General features: G+C 70.6%; 25 protein-coding genes. 19 read left to right on the top strand and 6 right to left on the bottom strand.

Annotation, left to right across the window (positions count from 1 at the left end):
- From glmS to tsaD, 11 genes are all read left to right on the top strand, one after another.
- Window positions 1–1,325: glutamine--fructose-6-phosphate transaminase (isomerizing) (gene glmS / locus BN10_RS08965; RefSeq protein ID WP_040751274.1), on the top strand; the 1,325-nt coding region annotated here is incomplete at its 5' end.
- A gap of 16 nt (window positions 1,326–1,341) precedes the next feature.
- Window positions 1,342–1,695 carry a holo-ACP synthase gene (locus tag BN10_RS08960; protein ID WP_010850924.1) on the top strand — a complete coding sequence of 118 codons (354 nt, stop codon included), beginning with the start codon at window positions 1,342–1,344 and terminating at the stop codon, window positions 1,693–1,695.
- A gap of 3 nt (window positions 1,696–1,698) precedes the next feature.
- The gene (locus BN10_RS08955) at window positions 1,699–3,243 is read left to right on the top strand and encodes a bifunctional ADP-dependent NAD(P)H-hydrate dehydratase/NAD(P)H-hydrate epimerase (protein ID WP_010850923.1); all 1,545 of its coding nucleotides are present in this window, start codon (window positions 1,699–1,701) and stop codon (window positions 3,241–3,243) included.
- 168 nt (window positions 3,244–3,411) lie between these two features.
- The gene (locus tag BN10_RS08950; protein ID WP_040751270.1) at window positions 3,412–3,591 is read left to right on the top strand and encodes a hypothetical protein; all 180 of its coding nucleotides are present in this window, start codon (window positions 3,412–3,414) and stop codon (window positions 3,589–3,591) included.
- On the top strand, window positions 3,588–3,920 hold the full coding sequence (locus BN10_RS08945; protein ID WP_010850921.1) for an FtsX-like permease family protein: 333 nt from the start codon (window positions 3,588–3,590) through the stop codon (window positions 3,918–3,920). The genes BN10_RS08950 and BN10_RS08945 overlap by 4 nt, the downstream gene beginning before the upstream one ends.
- 127 nt (window positions 3,921–4,047) lie before the next feature.
- A complete protein-coding gene (alr, locus tag BN10_RS08940) occupies window positions 4,048–5,238 on the top strand; it encodes an alanine racemase (RefSeq protein ID WP_010850920.1) in 1,191 nt (396 codons plus the stop codon).
- Window positions 5,238–6,416: an alpha/beta fold hydrolase gene (locus tag BN10_RS08935; protein ID WP_010850919.1), complete on the top strand. Its 1,179-nt coding sequence runs from the start codon at window positions 5,238–5,240 to the stop codon at window positions 6,414–6,416. The genes alr and BN10_RS08935 overlap by 1 nt, the downstream gene beginning before the upstream one ends.
- Window positions 6,413–6,877 carry a tRNA (adenosine(37)-N6)-threonylcarbamoyltransferase complex ATPase subunit type 1 TsaE gene (gene tsaE / locus BN10_RS08930; RefSeq protein WP_010850918.1) on the top strand — a complete coding sequence of 155 codons (465 nt, stop codon included), beginning with the start codon at window positions 6,413–6,415 and terminating at the stop codon, window positions 6,875–6,877. Before BN10_RS08935 ends, tsaE begins: the two co-directional genes overlap by 4 nt.
- Complete coding sequence (gene tsaB, locus BN10_RS08925) at window positions 6,874–7,527, top strand: tRNA (adenosine(37)-N6)-threonylcarbamoyltransferase complex dimerization subunit type 1 TsaB (RefSeq protein ID WP_233354294.1); 654 nt, start codon at window positions 6,874–6,876, stop codon at window positions 7,525–7,527. Before tsaE ends, tsaB begins: the two co-directional genes overlap by 4 nt.
- Entirely contained in the window at window positions 7,524–8,042 is a 519-nt protein-coding gene (gene rimI / locus BN10_RS08920; protein WP_010850916.1) for a ribosomal protein S18-alanine N-acetyltransferase, read from the top strand. The genes tsaB and rimI overlap by 4 nt, the downstream gene beginning before the upstream one ends.
- Window positions 8,039–9,082: a tRNA (adenosine(37)-N6)-threonylcarbamoyltransferase complex transferase subunit TsaD gene (gene tsaD / locus BN10_RS08915; protein WP_010850915.1), complete on the top strand. Its 1,044-nt coding sequence runs from the start codon at window positions 8,039–8,041 to the stop codon at window positions 9,080–9,082. The genes rimI and tsaD overlap by 4 nt, the downstream gene beginning before the upstream one ends.
- Window positions 9,083–9,189: 107 nt before the next feature.
- Here tsaD and BN10_RS08910 read toward each other — a convergent pair whose 3' ends face one another.
- Both BN10_RS08910 and BN10_RS08905 read right to left on the bottom strand, forming a co-directional pair.
- Complete coding sequence (locus BN10_RS08910) at window positions 9,190–10,407, bottom strand: glycoside hydrolase family 3 N-terminal domain-containing protein (protein WP_040751257.1); 1,218 nt, start codon at window positions 10,405–10,407, stop codon at window positions 9,190–9,192.
- An 88-nt stretch (window positions 10,408–10,495) separates the two neighbouring features.
- The gene (locus BN10_RS08905) at window positions 10,496–12,268 is read right to left on the bottom strand and encodes a S1C family serine protease (protein WP_051369660.1); all 1,773 of its coding nucleotides are present in this window, start codon (window positions 12,266–12,268) and stop codon (window positions 10,496–10,498) included.
- 206 nt (window positions 12,269–12,474) lie between these two features.
- Here BN10_RS08905 and BN10_RS08900 point away from each other — a divergent pair, with 206 nt between their 5' ends.
- Window positions 12,475–13,446, top strand: coding sequence for a nucleoside hydrolase (locus tag BN10_RS08900; RefSeq protein WP_040751254.1), 972 nt, complete (start codon window positions 12,475–12,477; stop codon window positions 13,444–13,446).
- A complete protein-coding gene (locus BN10_RS08895) occupies window positions 13,446–14,276 on the top strand; it encodes a ribokinase (RefSeq protein WP_010850910.1) in 831 nt (276 codons plus the stop codon). The genes BN10_RS08900 and BN10_RS08895 overlap by 1 nt, the downstream gene beginning before the upstream one ends.
- Window positions 14,277–14,301: 25 nt before the next feature.
- Here BN10_RS08895 and BN10_RS08890 read toward each other — a convergent pair whose 3' ends face one another.
- On the bottom strand, window positions 14,302–15,534 hold the full coding sequence (locus BN10_RS08890; protein ID WP_010850909.1) for a class I SAM-dependent methyltransferase: 1,233 nt from the start codon (window positions 15,532–15,534) through the stop codon (window positions 14,302–14,304).
- 249 nt (window positions 15,535–15,783) lie between these two features.
- On the opposite strand from BN10_RS08890, the gene groES reads away from it, so the two are divergent.
- The 4 genes from groES (at window position 15,784) to BN10_RS08870 (ending at window position 20,337) form a co-directional block, all read left to right on the top strand.
- Window positions 15,784–16,080 (top strand): co-chaperone GroES, encoded by a 297-nt coding sequence (gene groES / locus BN10_RS08885; protein ID WP_010850908.1) that lies wholly within the window; start codon window positions 15,784–15,786, stop codon window positions 16,078–16,080.
- Between the two features lie 148 nt (window positions 16,081–16,228).
- The gene (gene groL, locus BN10_RS08880; protein ID WP_010850907.1) at window positions 16,229–17,845 is read left to right on the top strand and encodes a chaperonin GroEL; all 1,617 of its coding nucleotides are present in this window, start codon (window positions 16,229–16,231) and stop codon (window positions 17,843–17,845) included.
- Between the two features lie 112 nt (window positions 17,846–17,957).
- The gene (locus tag BN10_RS08875; protein WP_010850906.1) at window positions 17,958–19,082 is read left to right on the top strand and encodes a type III PLP-dependent enzyme; all 1,125 of its coding nucleotides are present in this window, start codon (window positions 17,958–17,960) and stop codon (window positions 19,080–19,082) included.
- A 16-nt stretch (window positions 19,083–19,098) separates the two neighbouring features.
- Window positions 19,099–20,337: an MFS transporter gene (locus BN10_RS08870; RefSeq protein ID WP_198014041.1), complete on the top strand. Its 1,239-nt coding sequence runs from the start codon at window positions 19,099–19,101 to the stop codon at window positions 20,335–20,337.
- A 2-nt stretch (window positions 20,338–20,339) separates the two neighbouring features.
- On the opposite strand, the gene BN10_RS08865 is transcribed toward BN10_RS08870, so the two are convergent.
- The 3 genes from BN10_RS08865 to BN10_RS08855 form a co-directional block, all read right to left on the bottom strand.
- A complete protein-coding gene (locus BN10_RS08865; protein ID WP_010850904.1) occupies window positions 20,340–21,398 on the bottom strand; it encodes a GNAT family N-acetyltransferase in 1,059 nt (352 codons plus the stop codon).
- A gap of 100 nt (window positions 21,399–21,498) precedes the next feature.
- Window positions 21,499–21,708 carry an RNA-binding S4 domain-containing protein gene (locus BN10_RS08860; protein WP_010850903.1) on the bottom strand — a complete coding sequence of 70 codons (210 nt, stop codon included), beginning with the start codon at window positions 21,706–21,708 and terminating at the stop codon, window positions 21,499–21,501.
- Window positions 21,709–21,775: 67 nt separating this feature from the next.
- Entirely contained in the window at window positions 21,776–22,078 is a 303-nt protein-coding gene (locus BN10_RS08855; protein WP_010850902.1) for a WhiB family transcriptional regulator, read from the bottom strand.
- Window positions 22,079–22,199: 121 nt separating this feature from the next.
- Here BN10_RS08855 and BN10_RS08850 point away from each other — a divergent pair, with 121 nt between their 5' ends.
- Window positions 22,200–23,429 (top strand): MFS transporter, encoded by a 1,230-nt coding sequence (locus BN10_RS08850; RefSeq protein WP_198014040.1) that lies wholly within the window; start codon window positions 22,200–22,202, stop codon window positions 23,427–23,429.
- A gap of 80 nt (window positions 23,430–23,509) precedes the next feature.
- Window positions 23,510–25,060: an IMP dehydrogenase gene (guaB, locus tag BN10_RS08845; RefSeq protein ID WP_010850900.1), complete on the top strand. Its 1,551-nt coding sequence runs from the start codon at window positions 23,510–23,512 to the stop codon at window positions 25,058–25,060.
- Window positions 25,061–25,128 lie beyond the last annotated feature (68 nt).

Genomic DNA, 25,128 nt, shown 5'->3' with positions numbered 1-25,128 from the left:
CCCGCCGCAACAGCCCCCTGGTCGTCGGCCTCGGCGAGGGCGAGAACTTCATGGGTAGCGATGTCGCCGCCTTCATCGGCTACACCCGCCACGCTCTCGAGCTGGCCCAGGACCAGATCGTCACCATCACCCCGGACTCCCACGAGGTGATCAACTTCGACGGCTCTCCCGCCGAGGGCAAGCGCTTCGAGGTCACCTGGGATGCCAGCGCGGCCGAGAAGGGTGGCTACGACTCCTTCATGGCCAAGGAGATTGCCGAGCAACCGCACGCCGTCGGCGACACGCTTCTCGGTCGAACCAAGGACGACGGCGAACTCGTCCTCGACGAACTGCGCATCTCGGAGGACCAACTCAAGAACGTCAACCGGATCACCTTCGTCGCGTGTGGCACCGCGGCATACTCCTCCCTCGTTGCGAAGTACGCCATCGAGCACTGGACCCGCATCCCGGTCGACGTCGTCCTCGCGCACGAGTTCCGCTACAGCGACCCGATCGTCGACGAGCGCACTCTCGTGGTCTCGGTCAGCCAGTCCGGCGAGACGATGGACACCCTGATGGCGGTCAAGCACGCCAAGGACCTCGGCGCCCTGACCCTCTCCATCTGCAACACCCAGGGTGCGACGATCCCGCGTGAGTCCGACGCGGTCCTCTACACGCACGCCGGCCCTGAGGTGGCGGTCGCGTCGACCAAGGCCTTCCTCGCCCAGATCACCGCGGCATACCTGCTGGGCCTCTACCTCGCCCAGTTGCGCGGGGGGACCTTCGCCGACGACGCCAAGGCCGTCATGACCGAGCTGCGCGAGATGCCCGAGAAGATCCAGGAGGTCCTCGACCGGATGGACCGGGTGATCGAGATGGCCAACTTCATGGCCGACACGCGCTCGGTGCTCTTCCTCGGCCGTCACGTGGGCTTCCCGATCGCGCTCGAGGGTGCGCTCAAGCTCAAGGAGATCGCCTACATCCACGCCGAGGGCTTCGCCGCCGGCGAGCTCAAGCACGGCCCGATCGCGCTCATCGAGCCGGGCCAGCCCGTCTTCGTCATCGTGCCCTCGCCCGACACCCCGCACGAGTTGCACAAGAAGGTCGTCTCCAACATCCAGGAGATCCGCGCCCGGGGTGCCCGCACCCTGGTCATCGCGCATGACGGTGACGAGGACGTCGAGCCCTTCGCGAGCGAGATCATCCGTGTGCCCCAGTGCTCGCCGCTGATGGCGCCGCTGTTGACGGTGATCCCGCTGCAGGTCTTCGCGCTCCATCTGGCCATGGCCAAGGGCCTGGACGCCGACCAGCCGCGCAACCTGGCCAAGTCGGTCACCGTCGAGTGAGCGGGCGAGGCGGCGCGTGATCATCGGGGTCGGGATCGACGTCGTCGACATCGGCCGCTTCGGGGCCACCCTCGAACGCACCCCTGCCCTGCGGGAGCGGCTCTTCACTCCCGAGGAGCGTGACCTGCCGCTGCAGTCCCTGGCCGCGCGGTTCGCCGCCAAGGAGGCCGTCGCCAAGGCCTTGGGCGCCCCCGGGAACATGGACTGGCAGGACGCGACCGTGGATCGGCGTCGCGGCGAGCGGCCGATCATGGTCATCACGGGCACCGTGGAGGCCGCGGCCGCCCGGCTGGGCGTGACCCGTCTGCACCTGTCGTTGTCGCACGATGCGGGGATCGCCTCGGCGGTGGTCGTCGCCGAAGGAGACTGACGCGTGATCGAAGCCTTTGCCACGCAGGACGTGTATGCCGCGGAGTCGACCCTCATGCAGACCCTCGCCGAGGGGGAGCTCATGGCGCGCGCCGTCGAGGGCCTGATCGAGGTTGTCTCGGCGCGCATCGAGCAGTTGGGTGCCCAGCGTGTGGTCGCCCTCGTCGGCACCGGCAACAACGGCGCGGACGCCCTGTATGCCGTGGCCGGGCTCGCGCTCACGGGCGTCAACTGCGCCGCTCTCCACCTGTCGGGGAAGGTCCATCCGGGGGCGTATGCCGCCGCAGAGGCCGCGGGCGTCGTCCTGCTGGCGGCCGACGAAAACCTCACTATTGGAGACTTTTCGTGGGGGGAGGTGGAGCCCGGGCGGGCCGACAAAACATCACCAATAGTGCAGTTTCTGTCGGAAGCGGACATCGTCCTCGACGGGATCCTCGGCATCGGTGGTCGCGGTGGACTGCCGCGCTGGGGGGCGACCTGGGTTGCGGCGGTGCCCGACACGGCATACGTCATCGCGGTGGACGTGCCCTCGGGACAGGACCCCAACGGCGGCGCGCTGAGCGCAGACGGCGTCTTCGCGGACGAGACGGTGACCTTTTCGGTCGCCAAGCCGGCCCACCTGCTGCCGCCGACGGAAGCGGCGGCCGGGACGCTGACGTTCGTCGACATCGGACTCCTGCCCAGCGCTGAGCCGAGCGTGCGGCGGCTGACGCGCGACGACGTCGCCGACCTGTGGCCGGTGCCGACGGCCGCTGACGACAAGTACTCGCGGGGCGTCCTCGGTGTCGTCGCCGGCAGTGAGCGGTATGCCGGGGCAGCAGTTCTCGCCGTCACCTCGGCGGTCGAGGCGGGCATCGGCATGGTGCGCTACATCGGTCCGGCGACCCCGACCGGTCTGGTCCGGCAGGCCGTGCCCGAGGCCGTGATCGGCGCCGGGCAGGTGCAGGCGTGGGTCGCCGGTCCGGGAGTGGACCCTGACGAGGGGACGGAGGCTGGGCGGGCCCAGCGGCAGGCCGTGGTCGACGTACTCGATGCGCCGGAGCCCGTCGTGCTCGACGCCGGTGCCCTCGACCTGGTGGACGACAGCGTGGCCCTGCGGCGGGCGGGTCGGACCACCGTGCTCACCCCGCACGCCGGCGAGTGCGCTCGCCTCCTAACCCGCCTCACCTCACAAGAAGTCACCAATAGTGAGGTTTCTGCAGACCCGGTCTCTGCGGCGAGGCGCCTGGCGGAGGTGACCGGCGCCACGGTGCTGCTCAAGGGGTCGACCACGATCGTTGTCGGTCCGGAGGGCCCGGTGCGGAGCCAGGCCGACGGCCCGGCCTGGCTGGCGACCGCCGGCGCCGGTGACGTGCTCGCTGGTGTCATCGGGGTGCTGCTCGCGCAGGGGCTGGACGGACCGGTGGCGGCTGCCCTCGGGTCGCTGGTCCACTCGGTGGCCGCCGACGACGCCTCGGGCGGTGGCCCCCTGCGTGCCCGGCGCGTCGCCCAGGCCCTCCCATCGACCATTGCCGACCTGTTGAACCGGGGACGTCCGACCGTGGTCTGATGCCGCGTTTCGACGGTCCACCTGGGGTGCAGGCGTGACGACCGACCGCGCTCATTCCTCGTGAGGGACGGTGGCTCTCACGAGTGCACAGGCTGCCGGGGCAGCCGTTCCGCCACCCTTAGCGGCGCGACGCTGGCCGTCGACAAGCGTCTGGGCTTCGCCTACACGATGACCCCGGGCGACAGCTCCGCCCTCGGCGGTGAGGCTCGCAAGGACACGCTGCTCCTGCGGCTCACCGACGGCGCCGACCTCACCGCGACCCTCGGCAAGGTCGCGGCCCTGGCGCGCGGCGCGCACGCCACCGTGGGGGCTCGGCGCCACCGCGCGAAAAGGTCCACCGGATCATGAAGATCATCACCGTCCTCGTCGCCGGCCTGCTGGCGATGTCGGTGCTCATCGCCCTCGTCGGGGTCGGCAACACCCTGGCCCTGTCCGTCCACGAGCGTCGCCGGGAGCCGGCGCTGCTCCGCGCGCTCGGAGTCACCCGGGGACAGGTCAAGGGGATGCTCGCCCTGGAAGGGCTGCTGCTGGCCGGGCACCGTCCTCGGCGTCCCCCTCGGGGTCGCCTATGGACTGGCAGGGCCCGGGGGCTGCTGGGGTTGAGTGACATCCCGTCATCCATCGTCGTGCCGGTGAGTCCGCTCGGCGCGGTGGGCGCCACGATCGCCCTTGCGTGAGCACCGGTCCGTCACGTGAGTGTCGGGTTGAGGGGGTCCGGACCCCCTCAACCCGACACTCAAGGGCCGCTCGCTGCCGACCCGCTGCCCGACCCGCCTTCGCCATCCGCCCTAGACTGGGGCCGCCATGACGACAGAGAGCCACCACCCGGGTCTGCAGCGACCTGCACTGCATACCCAGCCACCACGAGGGGCGTCCGCGTGGGTCGAGATCGACGTCGCGGCGATCGCGGCCAACGTCCGCGAGCTGCGCCGCCGCTCCTCCCCTGCTCAGCTCATGGCCGTGGTCAAGGCCGACGCCTACGGTCATGGCGTTGATGTCGCGGCGCGGGCAGCGCTCGCCGGTGGCGCGCAGTGGCTCGGCGTGGCGCAACTGAGCGAGGCCATCGAGTTGCGCGACAGCGGGATCGATGCCCCACTGCTCTCCTGGATCTACCCGCCCGAGGCCGATCTCGCCACGGCGATCCGACGCGACATCACCCTTGGCATCGGCGCGCGCGCCCACCTGGCGAGTGTTGCCCGAGCGGCGCGGGCGGTGGGTCGGGCAGCCACTGTGCACCTCAAGGTCGACACCGGGCTGGGCCGCGGGGGCGTGCTCGAGGATCTCGATGCCGTTCTCGACGACCTGGCGCCACTGCTCGCCGAAGGCGCCCTCACCATGGGTGGCACCTGGTCCCACTTCGCCTTCGCCGACGCACCCGACCACCCGACCGTGCGGGCCCAGCAGGAGCGTTTCGGTGAGGTGCTGCGCCTGATGGAGGCCCGCGGCATACCCACCGGGGTGGCGCACCTGGCCAACTCGGCCGCGACCCTGACCAACCCCAGCGCCCACTTCGACATGGTCCGACCCGGGCTCGCGATCTATGGGTTGTCGCCGGTGCCGGACCTGGGACGCCCGGAGGACTTCGGCCTGCGGGAGGCGATGCGGGTGCGGGCGCGTCTGACCACGGTCAAGCGGGCGCGGGCCGGTCAGGGCGTGTCGTATGCGCACCAGTACGTCACCGATCGCGACACCGTCCTGGGCATCGTCCCAGTGGGGTATGCCGACGGCGTGCCTCGCTCGGCGAGTTCGGCGGGGCCGGTGCGTGTGGGCGAGCGCACGCTCACCGTGGCCGGGCGGATCTGCATGGACCAGTTCGTCGTCGATCTCGGTCCCGACTTCGACGGAGCCGAGGGGGATGTCGTGACGCTCCTCGGTGTCGGCGTCGCGGGCGAGCCGACGGCGCAGGACTGGGCCGTGGCTGCCGGGACGATCAACTACGAGATCGTCACGCGCATGGGGCCCCGACTCCCGCGCGTCGTGGTGGGGGAGGCCTGATGGCGAGGCGTGGACGCATCGCCGGGGCCGTCGCTGCGGGCGCAGTGGCAGCGGGTGCCGCCGTCGCGGGCGCAGCGGTCGAGCGATCAGCACGCGCCCGCCGGTCGGTCCGCGGACTCGACCCCGAGCACGGTTTCGCCCACACCCCGGACCAGACCCTCACGGTGGTGACCAGCGACGGATTGGCTCTCCACGTCGAGATCGACGAGGCGGCCAGTGATGTGTTGCCTGCCGAATCCCACGCTTCGCGGGGGCGTCCGACCGTGGTCTTCTGCCACGGCTTCACGCTGAACTGCACCTCGTGGGTCTTCCAACGCCGTGCCCTGTCCGCCGCCGGGTATCGCGTCGTCAGCTGGGACCAGCGCAGTCACGGCCGGTCCGGTCGCTCCGATGACGAGCACGTCTCGATTACGCAGTTGGGGCGTGACCTGCACGACGTGCTGGCCGCTGTCGTTCCCGAAGGCGATCTGGTCCTGGTCGGTCACTCGATGGGTGGGATGACGGTCATGTCCTTCGGGGGCGACCACCCGGACGTCATCCGAGATCGGGTCCTCGCGGTCGGCTTCGTCGCGACGAGCGCTGGCGGCGGCGGCCTCACCAACCTGGGCATGAGCCCGTTCATCGGCACCCTGCTCGGGCGGGTGGGCCCGGGCGTGTTGCACCGGCTCGACCGGATCACCGATCTGGTCACGCGGGTGCGACGGGTGGGGCGCCCGATCGAGGACGCCCTGGTGGATCGCTACTCCTTCGACTCGCCGGTCAGTGATGCCTTGGTGCGCTTCGCCGCCGACATGATCTTCGGGACGAGTTTCGATGCGATGGGTGACTTCGTGCCGGCCATCGAGTCGATGGACGAGCGGGAGAGTCTGACCGCCTTCCGCGGCACCGAGGTCGTCGTCATCAACGGCATGGGCGACCTGCTCACACCTCCCTCCCACAGCGAGACCATCGTCGACCTCATCCCCGGAGCGGAGCACGTCGTGGTCGAGGACGCGGGCCACCTGATCATGCTCGAGCATCCCGAACTGGTGACCCAGCAGATCCGGATGGCCATCGAGCGCGGGCAGATGGCTCGGCACGAGAACGTCGCGGTCGAGCGCAAGCCTCGCGTGCGTCGGCGGATCACCGATATTGCCCGTCGGCGGCAGGTGGAGCGGGCCAAGGAGCGCGTCCGGTGAGCGTGACCGGATCGGGACCCGCACTGCCGACCGTCGAGGACACCGAGGCCTTTGGCCGTGCCCTGGCGACGAACCTACGCGCCGGAGACCTCGTCATCCTCACCGGTGACCTCGGCGCGGGAAAGACCGCCCTCACGCGCGGCATCGGGGCCGGTCTCGGGGTGCGTGGACCGATCACGTCGCCGACCTTCGTCATCGCGCGCGTCCACCCGTCCGTGGTCGACGGCCCACCCTTGGTGCACGTCGATGCCTATCGCCTGGGCGGCCTCACCGAGCTCGACGCCCTCGACCTCGACGCATCCCTCGAGGAGTCGGTGACGGTTGTCGAATGGGGCCACGGTGTCGCTGAGTCACTGAGCGAGGACGTGCTCGAAGTGACCTTGATCGTGGATCCGGCGACCGAGGAGCGGACGGCACGGATCGCCGCCCATGGCCGACGATGGGAGGGAGTCCGGTGGTGATCCTCGGTATCGACACCTCGACCTCGGCCATTGGCGTGGGGCTGGGTCGTGACGGTGAGACCCTCGCCTCGGCTCAGCGGATCGACGCGCGTGGACACTCCGAGCACTTGGCTCCGCTCATCGTGGAACTGTTGCGGGACAACGGTCTGGTGCCGCGCGACCTCGACGCGATCGCGGTCGGCAACGGGCCGGGACCCTTCACCGGGCTGCGCGTCGGCCTGGTGACCGCGGTGACGATGGGCCATGCACTCGGCATACCCGTCCATGGGGTGTGCTCGCTCGACGTGCTCGCCGTCCAAGCCGGACGCCCTGAGGGGGAACTGTTGGTCGCCACCGATGCCCGCCGCAAGGAGGTCTACTGGGCCCGGTATGCCGTGGGGGCCGGCTCCGTCGCCCGGCTCGTCGGTCCCGCTGTCGACCGGCCTGCTGACCTGCCCCAGGAGGTGCGGGCGCTGCCGACGGTGGGCCGTGGTCCCGTGCTCTTCCCGGACCTCTTCCGCGATGGCGACCAGGCCGTGCTCGATGTCGATGCTGGTGTGCTCGTCGAGGTCGTCGCCCGGCGACTCGCGGCGGGGGAGGCCATGCCGGTCGAGGCCCTCTACCTGCGCCGTCCGGATGCCCTGACGACCGCCGAGCGGGCTGCCCGATGAGCGCGGTGACGGTGCGCGAGGTGACCTCGGCGGACATCGACGCGCTCGTGGAGTTTGACGCCACCCTCTTCGCCGACGACGCCTGGCCGGCGACGACCTGGTGGGCCGAACTCGCCGAGCGCCCTCGTCGTGAATACCTCGTCCTGGAGCAGGACGGCGCCCTGCTCGCCTACGGTGGGGTCGACCACGGGGGCGAGAGCGCGGACATCATGACCGTCGCGGTCGTGCGCGAGGCCCAGGGTCGAGGCCACGGTGCCGCCATGCTGGATGCCCTGGAAGAGGCTGCCGGCCGGCGGGGGGCCACCGGGGCCCTGCTCGAGGTGCGGGCCGACAATGCGCCGGCGCTGGCGCTCTACGAGCGGGCGGGTTGGCGGCAACTTCACGTGCGGCGCAGGTACTACCAGCCGGGCGATGTCGACGCGTTGATCCTGGGAAAGACGCTGCTGACCGGGCCCGCCGAGCGCGGAACAACCGAGGCATTCGGGAACAACGCCGGAGGGGGTGAGGGGGAGTGAGCGATGAGCCGCTCGTCCTGGGCATCGAGACCTCGTGCGACGAGACCGGCATCGGAATCGTGCGGGGGACAACCCTGCTCGTCGACGCCATTGCGAGCAGTGTCGAGGAGCACGCCCGATTCGGAGGCGTCGTGCCAGAGGTGGCCAGTCGCGCCCACCTCGAGGCCATGGTGCCGACGATCCAGCGGGCGTGCGAGACAGCGGGTGTCGCCCTGACCGACCTCGACGGCATCGCGGTCACGTCCGGCCCGGGGCTCGCCGGTGCCCTGATGGTCGGTGTCGCCTCGGCCAAGGCCCTCGCCCTCTCGCTCGGACTGCCGCTCTACGGGGTCAACCACCTCGCCTCCCACGTGGCCGTCGACATCGTCGAACACGGGCCCTTGCCGGAGCCGACAATGGCGCTGCTCGTCTCGGGTGGGCACTCTTCCCTGCTTCTCGTGCCCGACGTGACCTCAGATGTGCGTCCACTGGGGTCCACGGTCGACGACGCGGCCGGGGAGGCCTTCGACAAGGTTGCCCGTGTCCTCGGCCTGCCGTTCCCCGGTGGACCGCACATCGACCGGGCGGCCCGAGACGGGCAGATCACCATCGACTTCCCGCGTGGGCTGACGGCTGGCCGGGACATGGAGCGGCACCGTTTCGACTTCTCGTTCTCGGGGTTGAAAACTGCCGTCACGCGGTGGGTCACGGCGGAGCGGGAGGCCGGCCGCGGCATACCGGTCGCGGACGTGGCGGCGAGTTTTCAGGAGGCGGTGACCGACGTCCTGACGCGCAAGGCGATCGACGCCTGTCGGGAGCATGGTGCGGACCACCTGCAGATCGGTGGAGGTGTCGCGGCCAACTCGCGGCTGCGCGCGATGGCCCGGGAGAGGTGCGACAGGGCGGGAATCCAGCTCCGCGTGCCGAGGCCGGGCCTGTGCACCGACAACGGCGCCATGGTCGCCGCGCTCGGGGCGCAGATGATGCTCAAGGGGCGCGAGGCCTCGCGCCTCGACCTGCCCGCCGACTCCTCGATGCCCGTCACCCTCGTCCGCGCCTGAACCCCAACTTCTGCGTGACGCGGAAGTCGCTCTTGCGCGCGGTTATTGCCGTTCGGCGAGGCAATTTCTGCGTGACGCAGAAGTTGCCTTTGGGTGGGGGTGCCGGGTCAGGCCGCGGAGCAGCCGGGCACCAGACCCATCGATGTCTTGAGAGTGAGCACCCGTTTCACCGAGGTCTCGACCTTGGCCCCGAAGGTCGGATCCGACAGGGCCGTCGAGGAGATCGCCGCAACGATCTGCGGCGCCGTCGGGGTGTTGCCCGTGAGCAGGATGTCGCCGCCGGAGCCGAGGAAGCGGGTCGCCCGATCGGCCAGCGGCACGGCCCTGACCGCCTCGGCATTGATGTCATCGGTGATGACGACGCCGCGGAAACCGAGGTGTTGACGCAGCATCCCGTCGATGATCGCCGGCGAGAACATCGCCGGGTTGTCGGCGTCGAGTTGCGGGTAGCGCGCCGAACTCATCATGACCAGACCGGCGCCGGCCGTCCAGCCGTCGACGAAGGGCTGCAGATAGGCGTCGGTCGCAGTCATCACGGGGTCGTCGACACCCTCGCTGGCGAAGTCGGTGTTGCCCCGGATCCGCCCGATCCCGGGGAAGTGCTTCACCGAGGTCTGCACTCCCGCATCGGCCATGCCCTGGGTGAACGCGGTCACCGATCGACCGACGGCGGCGGGATCGGACCCGAACTGGCGGTCCCACCGTCCGATCGGGCCGTTCGCCTTCCCGATCTCGGTCGGCACGACGTCCGCGACGGGCGAGAGGTTGAGGTTGACGCCGGCCGCCTTGAGTTCGGCGCCCCATCCCTTGGCGCTGCTTCGCAGGTGCGCCGGGTCCCAGGTGCCCTGGGTGAGGGCCGATGGTATGCCGGTGAAGTCGCCCTTGAGTTGTTGGACGACGCCCCCCTCTTGGTCCGCCGCGACGAGCAACCCGATACCGCCGGTCGCGTCGGGGGTCGCCATCTGCTGCAGCAGACCAGAGGTCGCCGTGACGTCAGCCTTGCCACTCGTCCAGCCGCCGAGGTAGAGCATGTTCCCCACGTGGGAGCCCTCGATCGTGGGTTTGAGGCTCGCCGACGATGATCCGGCCTGGAGCGCGACCATGACCAACTGGCCGGCGCGTTGCTCGGGTGAGAGCGCGGCATACGCAGTGTCGACGCAGGAGGCAGCCGACGGCGTCACCGATGGCGAGGGCGATGACGACGCCGTGGGCTCAGCCGTGACCGAGGCGCCCGGGGTGCTGGGGGAGGGAGCGGAGGTGCACGCGGTGAGCGCCGCCAAGGCAGCCAGCCCGATCCCGAAGGCTCGGCAGGGGGTCGAGGTCACCGCTCGACCGTACGACGCGGGCGTGGCGCGCACCAAGTCGCTCCGGCCCCAGGGCGCCGGAAGCGCTCTGGGGCCGGAGGGAGGACCGTCAGGGGACGGGCGGCGGCGAACCGGGGGGTGGCTGCTGACCAGGAGCCGACCCCGGCGCGTGCCAGGGAGGCGGTGGTAGGGGTTCCGATGGGAGCGGCGGTTGCAGCGGCTGGGTCACCGGTGGCTGCGGCGGGTGGCTGGCCGGCTGCTGCGGCTGGGCAGGCCAAGCGGGCTGACCCATCGGGCCGGCGGGGGCCGGTTGCTGATGCGCGTGCTGCGGCGGCTGGCCCGGAGGGGGCTGCTGGCCGGGGAAGCCGGGCTGCCCGGCATACCCCTGCTGACCCGGGATTCCCTGGTGACCCTGTGGTCCCGGGTTGCCCGGCCAGGGGCCACCCTGCGGCGCCGTGCCAGCGACGGGCGCCGGGCCCTTGCCGTGCTTGCGCAGGAGCAGGAAACCGCCCACCCCGCCCACAGCGAGGACCATGAGGACGCCCCCGGCGAGAGCGACCCAGAGCATCAGGGAGTTCGGGGTCTCGTCCTTGCCGGCGTCGATCGCCTGCTGCGTCCTGGTGATGTATTCCGCCACGTAGGGGTGCTCCGGGTACAGCGCCTGGACCCGCTGGAACTCCGGCATGGCCCGCTTGTAGTACTTGTCGAAGTAGGCCCCCAGCGCCACGTTGTAGGCCTGGGTGGTGGCGCTCTCACCCGGCTTGACGTTGGTCTCGTTGAGCATCTGCCGCACGACACTGATCGGGATGACGAACTCCTGACCCTCCAGTGCCGTGCCGTCGTCGGCGACGGCCGACGCCACCAGGATGCCCACGACATTGCCCGCGTCATCGAGCACTGGTCCGCCGGAGTTGCCCGGGCTGGCCGGTGCCTGGGTCTGGAACACCGGCATCCCGGTCTCGGTCTTCTTGATGGCCGTCAGCGGGCCTTCGGTGATGGTCGGCTGGACCTGGGAGTCGGCTGACATGCCCGAGGAGAAGGTGGAGGCCGCGGGGTAACCGGTCACGTGCAGGGTCGAGCCCTCCGGGACGTCGGCATCGTCGCCGAGTGGGAGGGTCGGCAGGTGGGCCGCACCGTCCAGCTTGAGGACGGCGACATCTTTGCCCGGGTAGGGAGCGCCGACCTTGATGATCTCCGCCGGCTGTCCCCGCTGGGTCTTGTCGACGCCCGCCGTCGCGACGCCGATCTGGGCGCTCACCGTCGTGCTCACCTCGCCCACCTCGAGGTAGCGGACGTACCAGTCCTGGAAGGCCTGGGCCAAGGTGTCGAGATTGGCCGGGCTGTAGGCAACGCCTGACGCCTGGACCTCGTCGAGATCGTTGGCGATGAGGTCACGCAAACCGGCGCGGGCGAACTCCACCTTCAGCTCATCCGGGTCCGGAGCGATGACATGCGCTGCCGTGACGAGGTAGCCCTCGGCATTGACCACGAAACCGGTGCCGAAGCCGCTCAGTCCCACCTCGACCGTCGTCCGGGCGTCGGCCGGCGTGACGTAGCGGAAGGGATCCTTGGCCAACTCTGCGACAAAGGCGTCGATGATCTGGGACTCGGCAGTGCCGATCGCGCCGGTGGCCGCCTGGACGACCAGGCGCGTGTAGAGCTCGTTGACGGCGGCCTCGTCGATGATCGCTTGCGGCACCGAGATGGTGGACGTGAAGTCCGCCTGGATGAGCTGGACCCCGGGATAGGTCTGGGCCGCCAGCTGCGTTGCGCCGAGCTCGGTCTCTCCGTCGGCGGCGCGAGCCGGTGTGGTGACGACCATGAGCACCGAGGAGGCCAGGGCGACCACGAGCGCTGTCAGCCATCGCGGTGCCCAGATCATGGAGTGTGTCTGGCGAATGACGCCACGGTTCGAAGTCATGTGGTGTTTCCGTCCCCTGTGTCGGGTCTCGCACCCCTGCGAGAGATTCAGCCCCGCGCCCCTGCGAGATGCTCGCACGATAGCGCCCCGTTCGACGTGGTGCACACATGGTTCGCGATGAGGGCTTCCCGAGGCCGGTTGTCGCGCCCGGGCCGCACAATGGCCCCATGAGCGCGCAACCCGTCGTCCTCGACGTCGACACCGGCATCGACGACGCCTGCGCGTTGCTCCTCGCGGCTCTCCACCCGGGCCTGGACCTCGTCGGCGTGACGTGCGTCGGCGGCAACGCGCCCCTGCCCGACGTCGTGCGCAACACCCTCACGGTCCTGGAGGCAGCAGGCCGCCGCGATGTGCCGGTCGCGGCCGGCGCGCCCCGCCCGCTGCTCGAGGAACCTGTGGACGCCCGGCACGTCCACGGCGCCGACGGCATGGGAGACCTGCGCCTGACCCCACCCACGATGGGACTGGACCCGCGATCGGCGGTCGCCCTGCTGCGTGACCTCATCGACGTCCACGCCGACTCCGGCCAGCCGCTGACCGTCGTTCCGCTCGCACCGATGACGAACATTGCGCTGCTCGCGCGCACCCACCCGGAGACCTTCGCCCGGATCGGCCGGATCGTCTTCATGGGTGGGGGCGCCATGGTGAGCAATGCCACCGCGGCGGCCGAGTTCAACGTCTTCCACGACCCCGAGGCCACGGCCATCGTCCTCGACGCCTGCACCGAGCACTCGGTGCCGGTCACGATGTACGGGTTGGACGTCTTCTATGCACCGACCGTGACCGCGCAGGAGGGCGCCGGTTTACGAGCACTCGGCACCCGGGTCGGTGATCTGGCCGGTGGGCTGATCGACTTCGCGTGCGGCCGCTTCGCGACCGACACCGCGACGATCGGCGACGCCGGCGCTGTCGCGATCCTGCTCGCCCCGGAGGCGGTGCGGTTGCAGCGGCTTCCCGTGCGCGTGGAGTTGAGCGGGACCTGGACGCGGGGGCGGACCATCGTGGACCTCAGGGACTGGGCAGGGGACATGGAGCACGATCCGCACGGTCCGGCGCCGGCCGTCGTCGACGTCGCGCTCGAGCTCGACGGCACCGCGATCGCCGCCCTGTGGCTGCGGACCGTGCGAGGCGAGCTCTGATGGGCCGCGTCCTGGTCCTCGGTTCACTCAATGTCGACCTCGTGACGAGCGTCGAGCGGCACCCCCGACCTGGTGAGACCGTGCTGGGGGATGGCCTGTCCCGGCTGGCCGGCGGCAAGGGCGCCAACCAGGCCGTGGCCGCCCGGGCCGCTGGTGTCGAGGTCACGATGGTCGGCTGCGTGGGAGCGGATGCCGGCGGCGCGGCATACCGAAAACGCTTGGCGGAGAGGGGAATCGACAGCGAGCACGTGCGGACGGCGTCGGGTGAGCCCACGGGGACCGCTCTCATTGCCGTCTCCGACGACGCCGAGAACGCCATCATCGTGGTCCCCGGCGCCAACGCGGCGCTCGACGATCGAGAGGTCGAGGCCGTCGAGAGCCTCACGGTCGGTGACGTGCTCCTGCTCCAATTGGAGGTCCCGTTGCCGGTCGTCTGCCGAGCCGCGCGTCGGGCGACGGCACGGGGCGTGCGGGTCGTCATCAACATCGCCCCGTATGCCGCCCTCCCGGCCGACGTCATCGCCCTCGCCGACCCGGTCATCGCCAACGAGCACGAGGCCGTGGCGCTCGCCGAGTCCGGCGCGGTGCCGGGCTCCCTGCTGGTCACCTATGGCGCCAACGGCACGAGTTGGAACGGTCGGACCTGGTCGGCGCACTCGGTCCCGCGCCATCAGGTGCTCGACACCACCGGTGCCGGGGACGCTTTCTGTGGTGCCCTCGCCGCTGCGCTGGCCCTCGGTCACGACGAGAGTCACGCCATGGATGCCGCGCTGGCCGCGGGTGCGGCCGCCGTCCGGCGGGTGGGGGCCCAGGCCGACCCGGAGTTGTGAACCACAGGCCGTGAGGGCGCCTCGGTCAGGCCGGGTCCACGACGAGGACGACGCCATCGCCCGCGACCCGGGTGAGCACGATCGTGGCCTGCTCACCGTCCCCGGCGCCGGCGCCGATCCGCAACTGCCGGCGCAAGGCAGCATCATCGATGCGGCCTGCGCGCTTCTTGATCGTCAGCCCGGTGATGCCTCGGTCGCGCAGCCAGCCACGCAGTGACTTGGCGTGGAAGGGGAAAGCCGCGCGCACGGCATACCGCTTGGTCTCGGGGATGGTCACGGCGTCATGGGTCGTGAGGTAACCGGTGCCCGGATCGACCTCGAGGCCACCGAGCCTGGCCGCCACCCCACCGAGCAGACCGGCCTGGACGACGGCCCGGTCGGCCTCGTGGAACCATTCGCCGAGGTCAGCGAGCGACCGCGCGGCCCCAGCGTCGTCGCCGGTGTCCTCGACCAGGGTCGAGGGTCGTCGCGCGCCGAGCAGCAGAGCCGTGCGGCCCGGCCGCCTCGCGAGGGGACCCCACCAGAGGGCGCACTCGACGACGTCACCTTCCCAGGACACCCATTGCGCCTCCGCGCCGGGCGGAAGAGCGGCGTGGGGGAAGGAGGGGGCGAGTTTCGCGCCGGTGGCCGGCACGGCGGCGGCGATGGCCTGCACCATGGCCCACGACGGGCTGAGGTCCTCGAGGCGGTGCAGGCGTCTGGCTCGCCCCGTGGCGTCGGCCACACCGGCCACTCGTCGGGCCGGGTCGAGCCAAGCGCCGATCCGGCCACGCATCGCATCCGCGGGTGGCACGAAGTCCTCGACGAGGCCCACACGCGCTCGCGACTCGGGCCACGGTCGCAGGTTGGTGTCAGCGACGGCCGCTGTCACCGGGTCCGCGTCAATGGCGGAGACCGTCACGCCAAGAACCGACATCGTGATGGCGTCCGCGCCGATGCCGCACCCGAGATCGTGCACGGTGGCCAGCGACAACGAGGCAAAGCGCGCGGCGTGCACCGTGGCCACCTCGATCCGGGTGGCCTGCTCGAGGCCGTCACTGGTGAAGAGCATGTCGTCGGCGAACTCGCCGAACTTTGCCCGAGCCCGCGCGCGCAGACGCTGCTGGGTCAGGGCGGCGGCCACCAGGTCGGCGGGCACGCCCGTCGCGCGCAGGCTCGCCTGCAGGGTGAAGACAGCGGACTCGTCGTAGGGCGGCAGGGAGCGCAGGAGGGCCTGCCCGTCCGGGGAGGCAAGGGCGCGCACCTGCTCGACGTTCACCGACCCAGCCTGTCAGATCCTGCGTCCGCGCCTCCCGTGCCCATAGCGACGGGAGGCGCGGACGCAAGGGCTTGTCTCGGGCCCGGGGTTGGCACTCGAGTTGACCGAGTGCCAACTCCGAACCTAGATTTGGATCATTGGCACTCGCACCCCGTGAGTGCCAGCGGCACGCCCGAGGACGACCCCCGCGACGGCGCCCCCGAGCACGGCCGCACGGACCTTTTCCGCCATCACGAAAAAAGGACACTCATGTCGGTTTCCATCAAGCCGCTCGAGGACCGGATCGTCATCAAGAGCCTCGAGGCCGAGCAGACGACCGCGTCCGGTCTGGTCATCCCCGACACCGCCAAGGAGAAGCCCCAGGAGGGCGAAGTCCTGGCCGTCGGCCCCGGCCGCTGGAACGAGGACGGCGACGAGCGCATCCCGCTCGACGTCAAGGTCGGCGACCGGGTCATCTACAGCAAGTACGGCGGCACCGAGATCAAGCACGGCGGCGAGGAGTACCTCATCCTCTCCGCGCGCGACGTCCTCGCCATCGTCGGCTGACCCACCACCCACAGCACCACCACGTATGCCGTGGGCTCGCCCCACGGGTGAGCCCACGGCATACGTGCTCCCGCACTTCCCCTTGCGTCCGGCGAGTTGACGTCATTCCAACCAACTTTGCGGACGCAACAGTGAGACAAGGACATTCATGGCCAAGGAACTGGAGTTCAACGACTCCGCCCGCAAGTCGCTCGAGCGGGGCGTCGACGCCCTCGCCAACGCGGTCAAGGTGACGCTCGGCCCGAAGGGCCGCAATGTCGTCATCGACAAGAAGTGGGGCGCCCCGACGATCACCAACGATGGTGTGACCATCGCCAAGGAGATCGAGCTCGAGGACCCCTACGAGAACCTCGGCGCCCAGCTCGCCAAGGAGGTCGCCACCAAGACCAACGACATCGCCGGTGACGGGACGACGACCGCCACGGTCCTCGCCCAGGCGATGGTCAAGGAGGGCCTGCGCAATGTCGCCGCCGGTGCCGCTCCGTCCGGCCTCAAGCGGGGCATGGACAAGGCCGTGCAGGCAGTCAACGACGAGCTGCTCAAGAACGCCCGTGAGGTCGAGGGCAAGGACGAGATCGCCTCGGTCGCAGCCCTCTCCGCCCAGGACAAGGGCATCGGCGAGACCATCGCGGACGCCTTCGACAAGGTCGGCAAGGACGGCGTCATCACCGTCGAGGAGTCCTCGACGACGGCGACCGAGCTCGAGTTCACCGAGGGCATGCAGTTCGACAAGGGCTACATCTCGGCCTACTTCATCTCCGACGCCGAGCGCATGGAGGCCGTCCTCGAGGACCCCTACATCCTCATCAACCAGGGCAAGATCTCGGCGATCGCCGACGTCCTGCCCGTCCTCGAGAAGGTCGTCCAGGCCGGCAAGCCGCTGCTCATCATCGCCGAGGACGTCGACGGCGAGGCGCTGTCCACGCTCGTCGTGAACAAGATCCGCGGCACCTTCAACGTCGTCGCCGTCAAGGCCCCCGGCTTCGGTGACCGCCGCAAGGCGATGCTCCAGGACATGGCGACCCTCACCGGTGGCCAGGTCATCGCCGAGGAGGTCGGCCTCAAGCTCGACCAGGCCGGTCTTGACCTGCTCGGCCAGGCCCGCCGCGTCGTGGTCACCAAGGACAACACGACGATCATCGACGGCGCCGGCGACCACGCCGACGTCGAGGGGCGCGTCAACCAGATCAAGGCCGAGATCGAGAAGACCGACTCGGACTGGGACCGCGAGAAGCTCCAGGAGCGCCTCGCCAAGCTCGCCGGTGGTGTCTGCGTCATCAAGGTCGGCGCCCACACCGAGGTCGAGCTCAAGGAGAAGAAGCACCGCATCGAGGACGCCATCAGCGCCACCCGCGCGGCCATCGAGGAGGGCATCGTCGCCGGTGGCGGCTCCGCCCTCATCCAGGCCGTCAAGGTCATCGACGGCCTCGACCTCGAGGGTGACGAGAAGGTCGGCGCCGCCATCGTCAAGAAGGCCGCCGCCGAGCCGCTGCGCTGGATCGCCGAGAACGCCGGCCTCCAGGGCTACGTCGCCGTCGCCAAGGTCAGCGACCTCGAGCCGGGCATGGGCCTCAACGCCGCCACCGGCGACTACGAGGACCTCGTCAAGGCCGGCGTCATCGACCCGGTCAAGGTCACCCGCTCCGCCCTGCGCAACGCCGAGTCGATCGCGTCGATGGTCCTGACCACCGACACGCTCGTTGTCGAGAAGAAGGAGGACGAGGAGCCCGCCGCCGGTGGGCACGGTCACGGCCACGGCCACTGATCGGTTCCTCCCCGCACCACCTCGTATGCCGCGCGCCCACCTCCCGGTGAGCGCGCGGCATACGCGCGTCTTGGGGAGGTATCAGCGGGGCTGACGCCGACTCCTTTCGGGCATGACTGTCCTCGTTGCCGGTCCTGACCGGATCGCTGCCGCCAGCGTGCTCTCGCCCCGCCTCGAACTCCGGGTCGACACCGCCGTCGAACGTCTCACCACCGTGCAGGCGGCCTTTCCGGGCGCCGCCATTCGGTATGCCGTGAAGGCCAATCCGCAGCCCGCCCTCCTCCGCGCGCTGGTCGCCGCTGGAGCGGGCTGCGACGTGGCGAGCCCGGCCGAGGTGGGTGCGGCCCTGGCGGCCGGCGCCCGACCCGAGGCCCTCCTGCATTCCAACCCGATCGCGCGACGTGACCACTTGGCCGTCTGCGGTCACCTGGGGGTGCGCACCTTCGTCGTCGATTCGGCCAGTGAGGTCGTCAAGGTCGCGGACGCCGTCCCCGGGGCGACCGTCCTGGCTCGGATCCTGACGTCCGGCGCTGGCTCGGACTGGCCACTGTCGCGCAAGTTCGGTTGCGCATCAGAGCACGCCGTCGAGATCCTCACTGCCGCAGCAGAGTTGGGACTCCATGCCGGTGGCGTGAGTTTCCATGTCGGCAGTCAGCAACGTGACCCGCTCGCCTGGGCGGCGCCGATCGCCGCGGCGGCAGAGGTCTTCGGCCACCTGCGGGCGCGAGGACTGACCCCGACGGTGCTCGACATCGGCGGTGGTTTCCCGGCCCATCACGAGGGGGCGGCGCCGGACCTCGCCGACTACGGCCACATCATCGGTGGCCTCGTCGGCGAGTCCTTCGGTGACCTCCGCCCTGAGCTCGTGCTCGAGCCCGGGCGTGGGATCGTCGGCGACGCCGGGACCCTGGTCGCCACCGTCATCGCCGTCATCCAACGCGGTGAACGCCGTTGGGTCCACCTCGATGCGGGAGTCTTCACCGGCCTGGTCGAGACCCTCGAGGAGGCGATCCGCTACCGCCTGGAGACCGATCGTGTCGGGCCGGTCGTCCCGACGGTGCTCGCCGGGCCGACCTGCGACAGCGCTGACGTGCTCTACGAGCGGATTCCGGTCGACCTTCCGGACGACCTCGCCGAAGGTGACGAGGTGCGCTTCCTCAGCGCTGGGGCCTACACGAGCTGCTACTCGACGGTCGGGTTCAACGGATTCGAGCCGCTCACCACCGTGCTGGTCTGACATGGGGATGCCGACCGTGTCCGCTCCCGCCACCCCGACAGCCGCGCCTCGGGTCCGCCCCGCAGCGCGCTCCCGCCTCGTCCTCTCCCACGCCCTGGCCAGTGTCGGCATGAGCCTGCCGTGGCCCCTCCTCCTCGACGGCGTCTGGTCGAGCACGGGCAGTGAGAGCCTGCTCGGGCTGACCGGCGCCGCGCGCATGGCACCCTACGTGCTCTTTTCGTGGTGGGTGGCGGCTCTGGCCGATCGCTTCGGGCGGGGCCGTGTGGTCCGGCAGACGCTGTGGCTGCGGACCGCGCTGCTGGCCGGAACCGCGGCACTGCTCGTCGGACCCGGCGTCCCACCTTGGGGGTATGCCGTGGTGCTCGCCTCCGCTGCGGTCGCCGCGGGCACGCCGGCCTATCCGGCGCTCATGGCGGCCATGCCCACCGTGGGGTCGGGCAGTTCGCGGCGGGCCAGCGGCCTGCTCGTCACCGTCGAGGTCGCTTCCTTCGTCGTCGGTCCGGCCGTGGGGGGCCTGGCCCTGGGCCGGCTCGCTCCGGCCACTGTGTGCCTGGTGGGAGCTGGGTTCTGCGCCGCTGCGCTGCTTGCCCTGCGCGGCATACGCCTCCCCGCTGTGGTGAATGACCACGCCGCCTCGGCCCCGGAAGCCTCGAGCGTGGTCAGCGTGATCTGCCGCTCGGCCCGGGTGCGAGGAGCCGTGGCCGCGATCTGCGTCGTCAACTTCGTCAACGCCGCCCTGCTCGTCGCGCTCGTCCCGATCGCCGATGACCGGTGGGGGAGCCACACCGCCTATGGCACGGCGACGGCGGCCTTCGGCTTCGGCGCGCTCGGCGCGCCACTGCTTGCCTGGATCGGGCGCACCGTCATCGGCCGCGTGCACCTGGGCATGGTCGTCTTCGGCGGAGCGCTCTTCGCCCTCGTCCCCGCCGCTTGGCCGGTCGCGGTGCTCGCCGCGCTCGCGCTGGCCGGTGGAATCGCGGTGCACGTGGAGGCGGCGGCGACCGAATTGCTCCAGGACGGTGTCCCCGACCGGATCCGGTCCGCCGTGCTGGGGGTCACCGACTCCGCCATGGTGTCGGCCGCCGCCGTGGGGTCCCTCTCCGGGCCGCTACTGGTCAGCCTGTGGGGCGGCACCGGCTTGCTCGTGGGACTGGCCTTGGCCACGGCCGTCGCGGGGTTCATCGCGCTGCCCACGGTGGTCCGGGGCGTCACCGGGTCGGCCGTCGACCCCGGATCGTCCGCCGAACCGTCGTGACGTCAGGCCCGCGCCGGGATGGACAGGTCCCGGAACCACGACTCGGTCACGTGGTCGGTTCGCCAGCCCAGGGCGGTGTAGAGCTCGTCGGCACGCGTGGGTGAGTCCGCGTCGACTTCGAGGTCGACCCGGTTGCGGCCGCGCTCGGCGGCGTCCGCGAGGACGGTCGATAGCAACGCCTTGGCCACGCCCCGCCCGCGCGCCCGACGATTGACGCCGATGTAGTCGACATAGCTGCCGCGGACTCCATCCGCGTCCGGCGGCAGCACCGACGAGACGAGCGCCCCGGCCGGGTGCGCTCGGTGCGCTGTGCCGTCCTCGGTCTCCTCTGTCTCCTCGCCGTCCTCGTCGTCCTCGTCGTCCACGAAGGCCAGCCACCAGTGGTCCCAGCGATGGCCCGGGTCCTCGCGCAACCGCTGGAGGAACTCCGGGAAGGTCTCGCGGTAGGAGTTGAAGTGGTCCTGGAAGCTCTCCTCGAGGACCTGGTGGATGGTCTGCAGGTCCTGCGCGACCGGTATGCCGTTGGAGTGCTTCCGCACGATGCGCACCGTCACGCCGGGGCGGGTGGTGACCTGCTCGCCCTTCGCCACCGGGCGGGTCATGTGCAGCCAGGTGCGGCGGCAGGTGTAGCCGGCGTCGGCCAGCCAGCCCTTCTGCGCGGCGTCGTCGGCGAAGGGGGAGGCGTCGAGCCGGGTCTGCGGTATGCCGCGCAGCCGCGCCAGGGAGATCGCCGCGCCCTGGGCCCAGGCATAGAGCACCGCCGCCACCGACGCCGGGTCCTCGACCTCCCGATCGACGATGAGAGTGACCATGGCCCGTCCACTGGCCCGGTCCTGGACGATGACCCAGGCCCGCAGCGTGCCGGCGTCGTCGACCGCGACGACCTGGCGGCGCGTCCACGACGCCTGCCCGATGACGACGGACTCGACAGACACCGGATCGACCTCGCCGTCACCGACCCAGGGCCGCTCGTCGAGGGCGCGCAGTTCGATGAGCCGCGGCAGGTCGGCCTCCTCCGGGGTCCGCAGGGTCCAACCGTCGGGGAGGGTCGCAGCAGTCACCCGTCGACCGTAGCCGAGGGGGCCGCGTGGAGATCGGTGTCCGGATCGGTGATCCGATGGGTCACCAGATCGGTGACGAGATCGGTCCCCGGATCGGTGATCACGACCGCACGATCGTGAGGACCTCGCCGCCCAGCCGCACGGTGTCACCCGGGTGCAACTGCCGACCTCGGCGCGTCTCGACCTCGTCGTTGACCGTCACCTCGCCGGCTTCGATCGCCTCCCGCGCCTGGGCGCCGTCCTCGACCACGCCGGCGAGCTTGAGCACCTGACCCAAGCGGATCATGTCGTCCCGGATCTCCACGTCCATGGCGGCATCCTCGCAGGCCGTCCCGGGGTCGACGTCCTGCTCGGCTGACCTGGTCGAGGTTGCTGAATCAGACGGCGATGCCCGGCGTCATCGGGGGATTCGCGGCATACATCCGCTCGCGTTCGTCCTCGGACAGACCGCCCCACACGCCGTAGGGCTCGCGAACCGCGAGGGCGTGGGCGCGGCACCGGTCGAGGACCGGACACACCTCACAGATGGCCTTGGCGGTCTCGTCGCGCGTGCGGCGCCGGGAGCCCCGCTCGCCCTCGGGATGGAAGAAGGTCTCCGGGCTCACCCGTCGGCAGGCGCCGTCGAGTTGCCAGTCCCACGAGTCCGTGCTCCGCCCCGGCAGCCTCGTCACTTCGGCCATGACCCCCTCCTTCTGCCCCCGCACTCGCGGTGACCGACACCAACGTAGGGAGCGTTGATTACACACTGGGCATGCAACAGGTAAGGAAATCGCAAAGTCGACTGGTGGCACGATGTCGCCCGTGACCTCAGGCCCGACCCCCGACCCTCGTCCCGCCCCCCGTCCGGGGCCTCGCTGGTCGGCCTTCGCGGTCGTCGCCGTCATCGCGCTCTCCTTCAACCTGCGGCCGGTCGCGACCGCGGTCGGTCCGGTCCTCGAGGAGATCCGCACCGCGTTGGGCATGTCCGAATCGGTCGCCGGCATCCTCACCGCCCTGCCGGGCCTGGTCTTCGGACTGGTTGCCGGCATCGCCGTGGGCCTGGTGCGCCGGCTCGGTGTCACGACGACCCTGGTCGTCGCCCTGCTCACGCTGATCGCCGGTCTCGTGGCGCGGTCCTTCGCCGGGCACTCCGGCCTCCTGCTCGTGGGCACCGTCGTCGCCCTCGCTGGCGCGGCCGTCGGCAACGTCCTGGTGCCGGCCTTCGTCAAGCGCCATTTCCCCGGCCGTGAGGCCGGCGTGATGAGTGCGTATGCCGCGGCGCTCGGTGCCGGCGCGACGGTCGCGGCCCTGGTGTCGGCCCCGATCGCGGCGAGAGCGGCCGGCGGGTGGCGCACCTCGCTCGGCGTGTGGGGGCTGGTCGCTTTCCTCGCCCTCCTGCCCTGGCTGGTCCTGCTCGTCCACGAGCGCCGGGTCCACGGCGGCCCGGCGCCGCGCCCGGCCCGGCTCGACGGCGCCATGTGGCGATCCCGCCAGGCCATCGCGCTCGCGGCCTTCTTCGGCATCCAGTCGATGCAGGCGTACGTGCAGTTCGGGTGGGCGCCGCAGATGTTTCGCGATGCCGGCCTCAGCGCGACGTATGCCGGGTCCCTCAGCGGCCTGATCGCCGCCTTCGGGATCCCCGCCGGGATCGTCATGCCCCTCGTCGTCGCCCGGATGCGGGATCTGCGCCCAGTCATGGTCGCTCTCGGAGCGATCCTCAGCGTCGGCTACCTGGGGATCCTCTGGGCACCGACGACGGTGCCGTGGCTCTGGGCGACCTGCCTGGGCCTGAGTGCCTGCGCCTTCCCCGCCGCCCTGGCCCTGATGACCGCTCGCACGCGAGCACCCGGGATCACCGCCAAGGTGTCGGGCTTCACCCAGATGGTGGGCTACCTGTTTGCGGCCGCGGGGCCCTTCGCGGTGGGTGCCCTGTTGCAGGCCACGGGCGGCTGGACCGTGCCGCTGGTCCTGCTGGCGCTCTGCGGGCCGGTGCTCGCCGTGGCCGGCAGCCTCGCCGGTCGGCCGCACATCATCGACGACGACCTCGTGTGAAGGGTTGCGCTTCGGGGTGAGCAGGGTCGGGGTGAGGGCGCCGGTCCGGGGGCCCCTGTGCCGCCTCGTAGACTTGGGCAATGAGTTTGGGTCTGGATTCCGCTGTCGACCGCTTCGATGCCGACCTCACGCCGGGGCCGCTCGTGGCCGAACTCGGCCTCACCTACGACGACGTCCTGCTGCAACCCGGCGAGACCGATGTCATCCCGAGCGAGGTCGACACGACCTCCCGACTGACCCGCGGGATCTCCCTCAAGGTGCCGATCGTCTCGGCGGCCATGGACACGGTGACCGAGGCCCGGATGGCCATTGCGATGGCCCGCATCGGTGGCCTGGGCATCCTGCACCGCAATCTGTCGATCGAGGACCAGGCCTACCAGGTCGACCTCGTCAAGCGGACCCAGACCGGGATGATCTCCAATCCGGTGACGATCGGGCCCGACGCGACCTTGGAGGACCTCGACGAGCTCTGCGGCCGCTACCGCGTCTCCGGCCTGCCGGTCGTCGACGAGAGCGAGCACCTGCTCGGCATCATCACCAACCGAGACCTGCGCTTCACCCCCGTCGCCGAGTGGGCCACCACGCGCGTGCGCGACGTCATGACGCCGATGCCGCTGATCACGGGCAAGGTCGGCATCAGCCACGACGAGGCGACCGCGCTGCTGCGCCAGCACAAGCGCGAGCGACTCCCGCTCATCGACGACCAAGGTCGCCTGCGCGGGCTCATCACCGTCAAGGACTTCGTGAAGTCCGAGCAGTTCCCCCACGCATCCAAGGACGGTGACGGGCGACTGCTCGTCGGTGCGGCGGTCGGCTACTTCGGTGAGGCCTGGCAGCGGGCCACCACGCTCATCGAGGCCGGTGTCGACGTGCTCGTCGTCGACACCGCGCACGGTCACGCGCGTCTCCTGCTCGAAATGGTGGAGCGGATCAAGTCGGACCCGGCCACCCGGCATACCCAAGTCATCGGGGGCAACATCGCGACCCGCGCCGGGGCGCAGGCCCTCATCGACGCGGGCGTGGACGCCGTCAAGGTGGGAGTGGGGCCGGGCTCGATCTGCACGACGCGCATCGTGGCCGGGGTCGGCGTGCCGCAGGTCACGGCCATCCACAACGCGTCACTCGCGTGCCGCCCGGCCGGGGTGCCGTTGATCGGTGACGGTGGTCTGCAGTACTCCGGCGACATCGCCAAGGCGCTCGTTGCCGGCGCCGACACGGTCATGGTCGGATCGCTGCTCGCGGGCTGCGAGGAGTCGCCTGGGGAGCTGGTCTTCATCAACGGCAAGCAGTTCAAGGCCTATCGCGGCATGGGCTCGCTGGGGGCGATGTCCTCGCGGGGCAAGAAGTCCTACTCCAAGGACCGCTACTTCCAGGCCGATGTCTCCAGCGACGACAAGATCGTGCCCGAGGGCATCGAGGGCCAGGTCGCCTATCGCGGGCCGGTCGGTGCGGTGACCCACCAGCTCATCGGGGGTCTGCACCAATCGATGTTCTATGTCGGCGCACCCACGATCCCCGATCTGCAGGCTCGTGGCCGATTCGTGCGTATCACGGCTGCTGGTCTGCGCGAGTCGCACCCCCACGACATCAGCGGCATCGTCGAGGCGCCGAACTACACGGTCAAGCCCTGACGCACTGCCCGGTGGGACTCAACTCGCACCCGGCTACAGGTATGGGTGTGTCCCGGTGCGGGATCTGT

This window comes from Phycicoccus elongatus Lp2 (assembly GCF_000367525.1).
Lineage (GTDB): Bacteria > Actinomycetota > Actinomycetes > Actinomycetales > Dermatophilaceae > Phycicoccus_A > Phycicoccus_A elongatus.
This window is presented reverse-complemented; position numbering and strand designations above follow the sequence as displayed.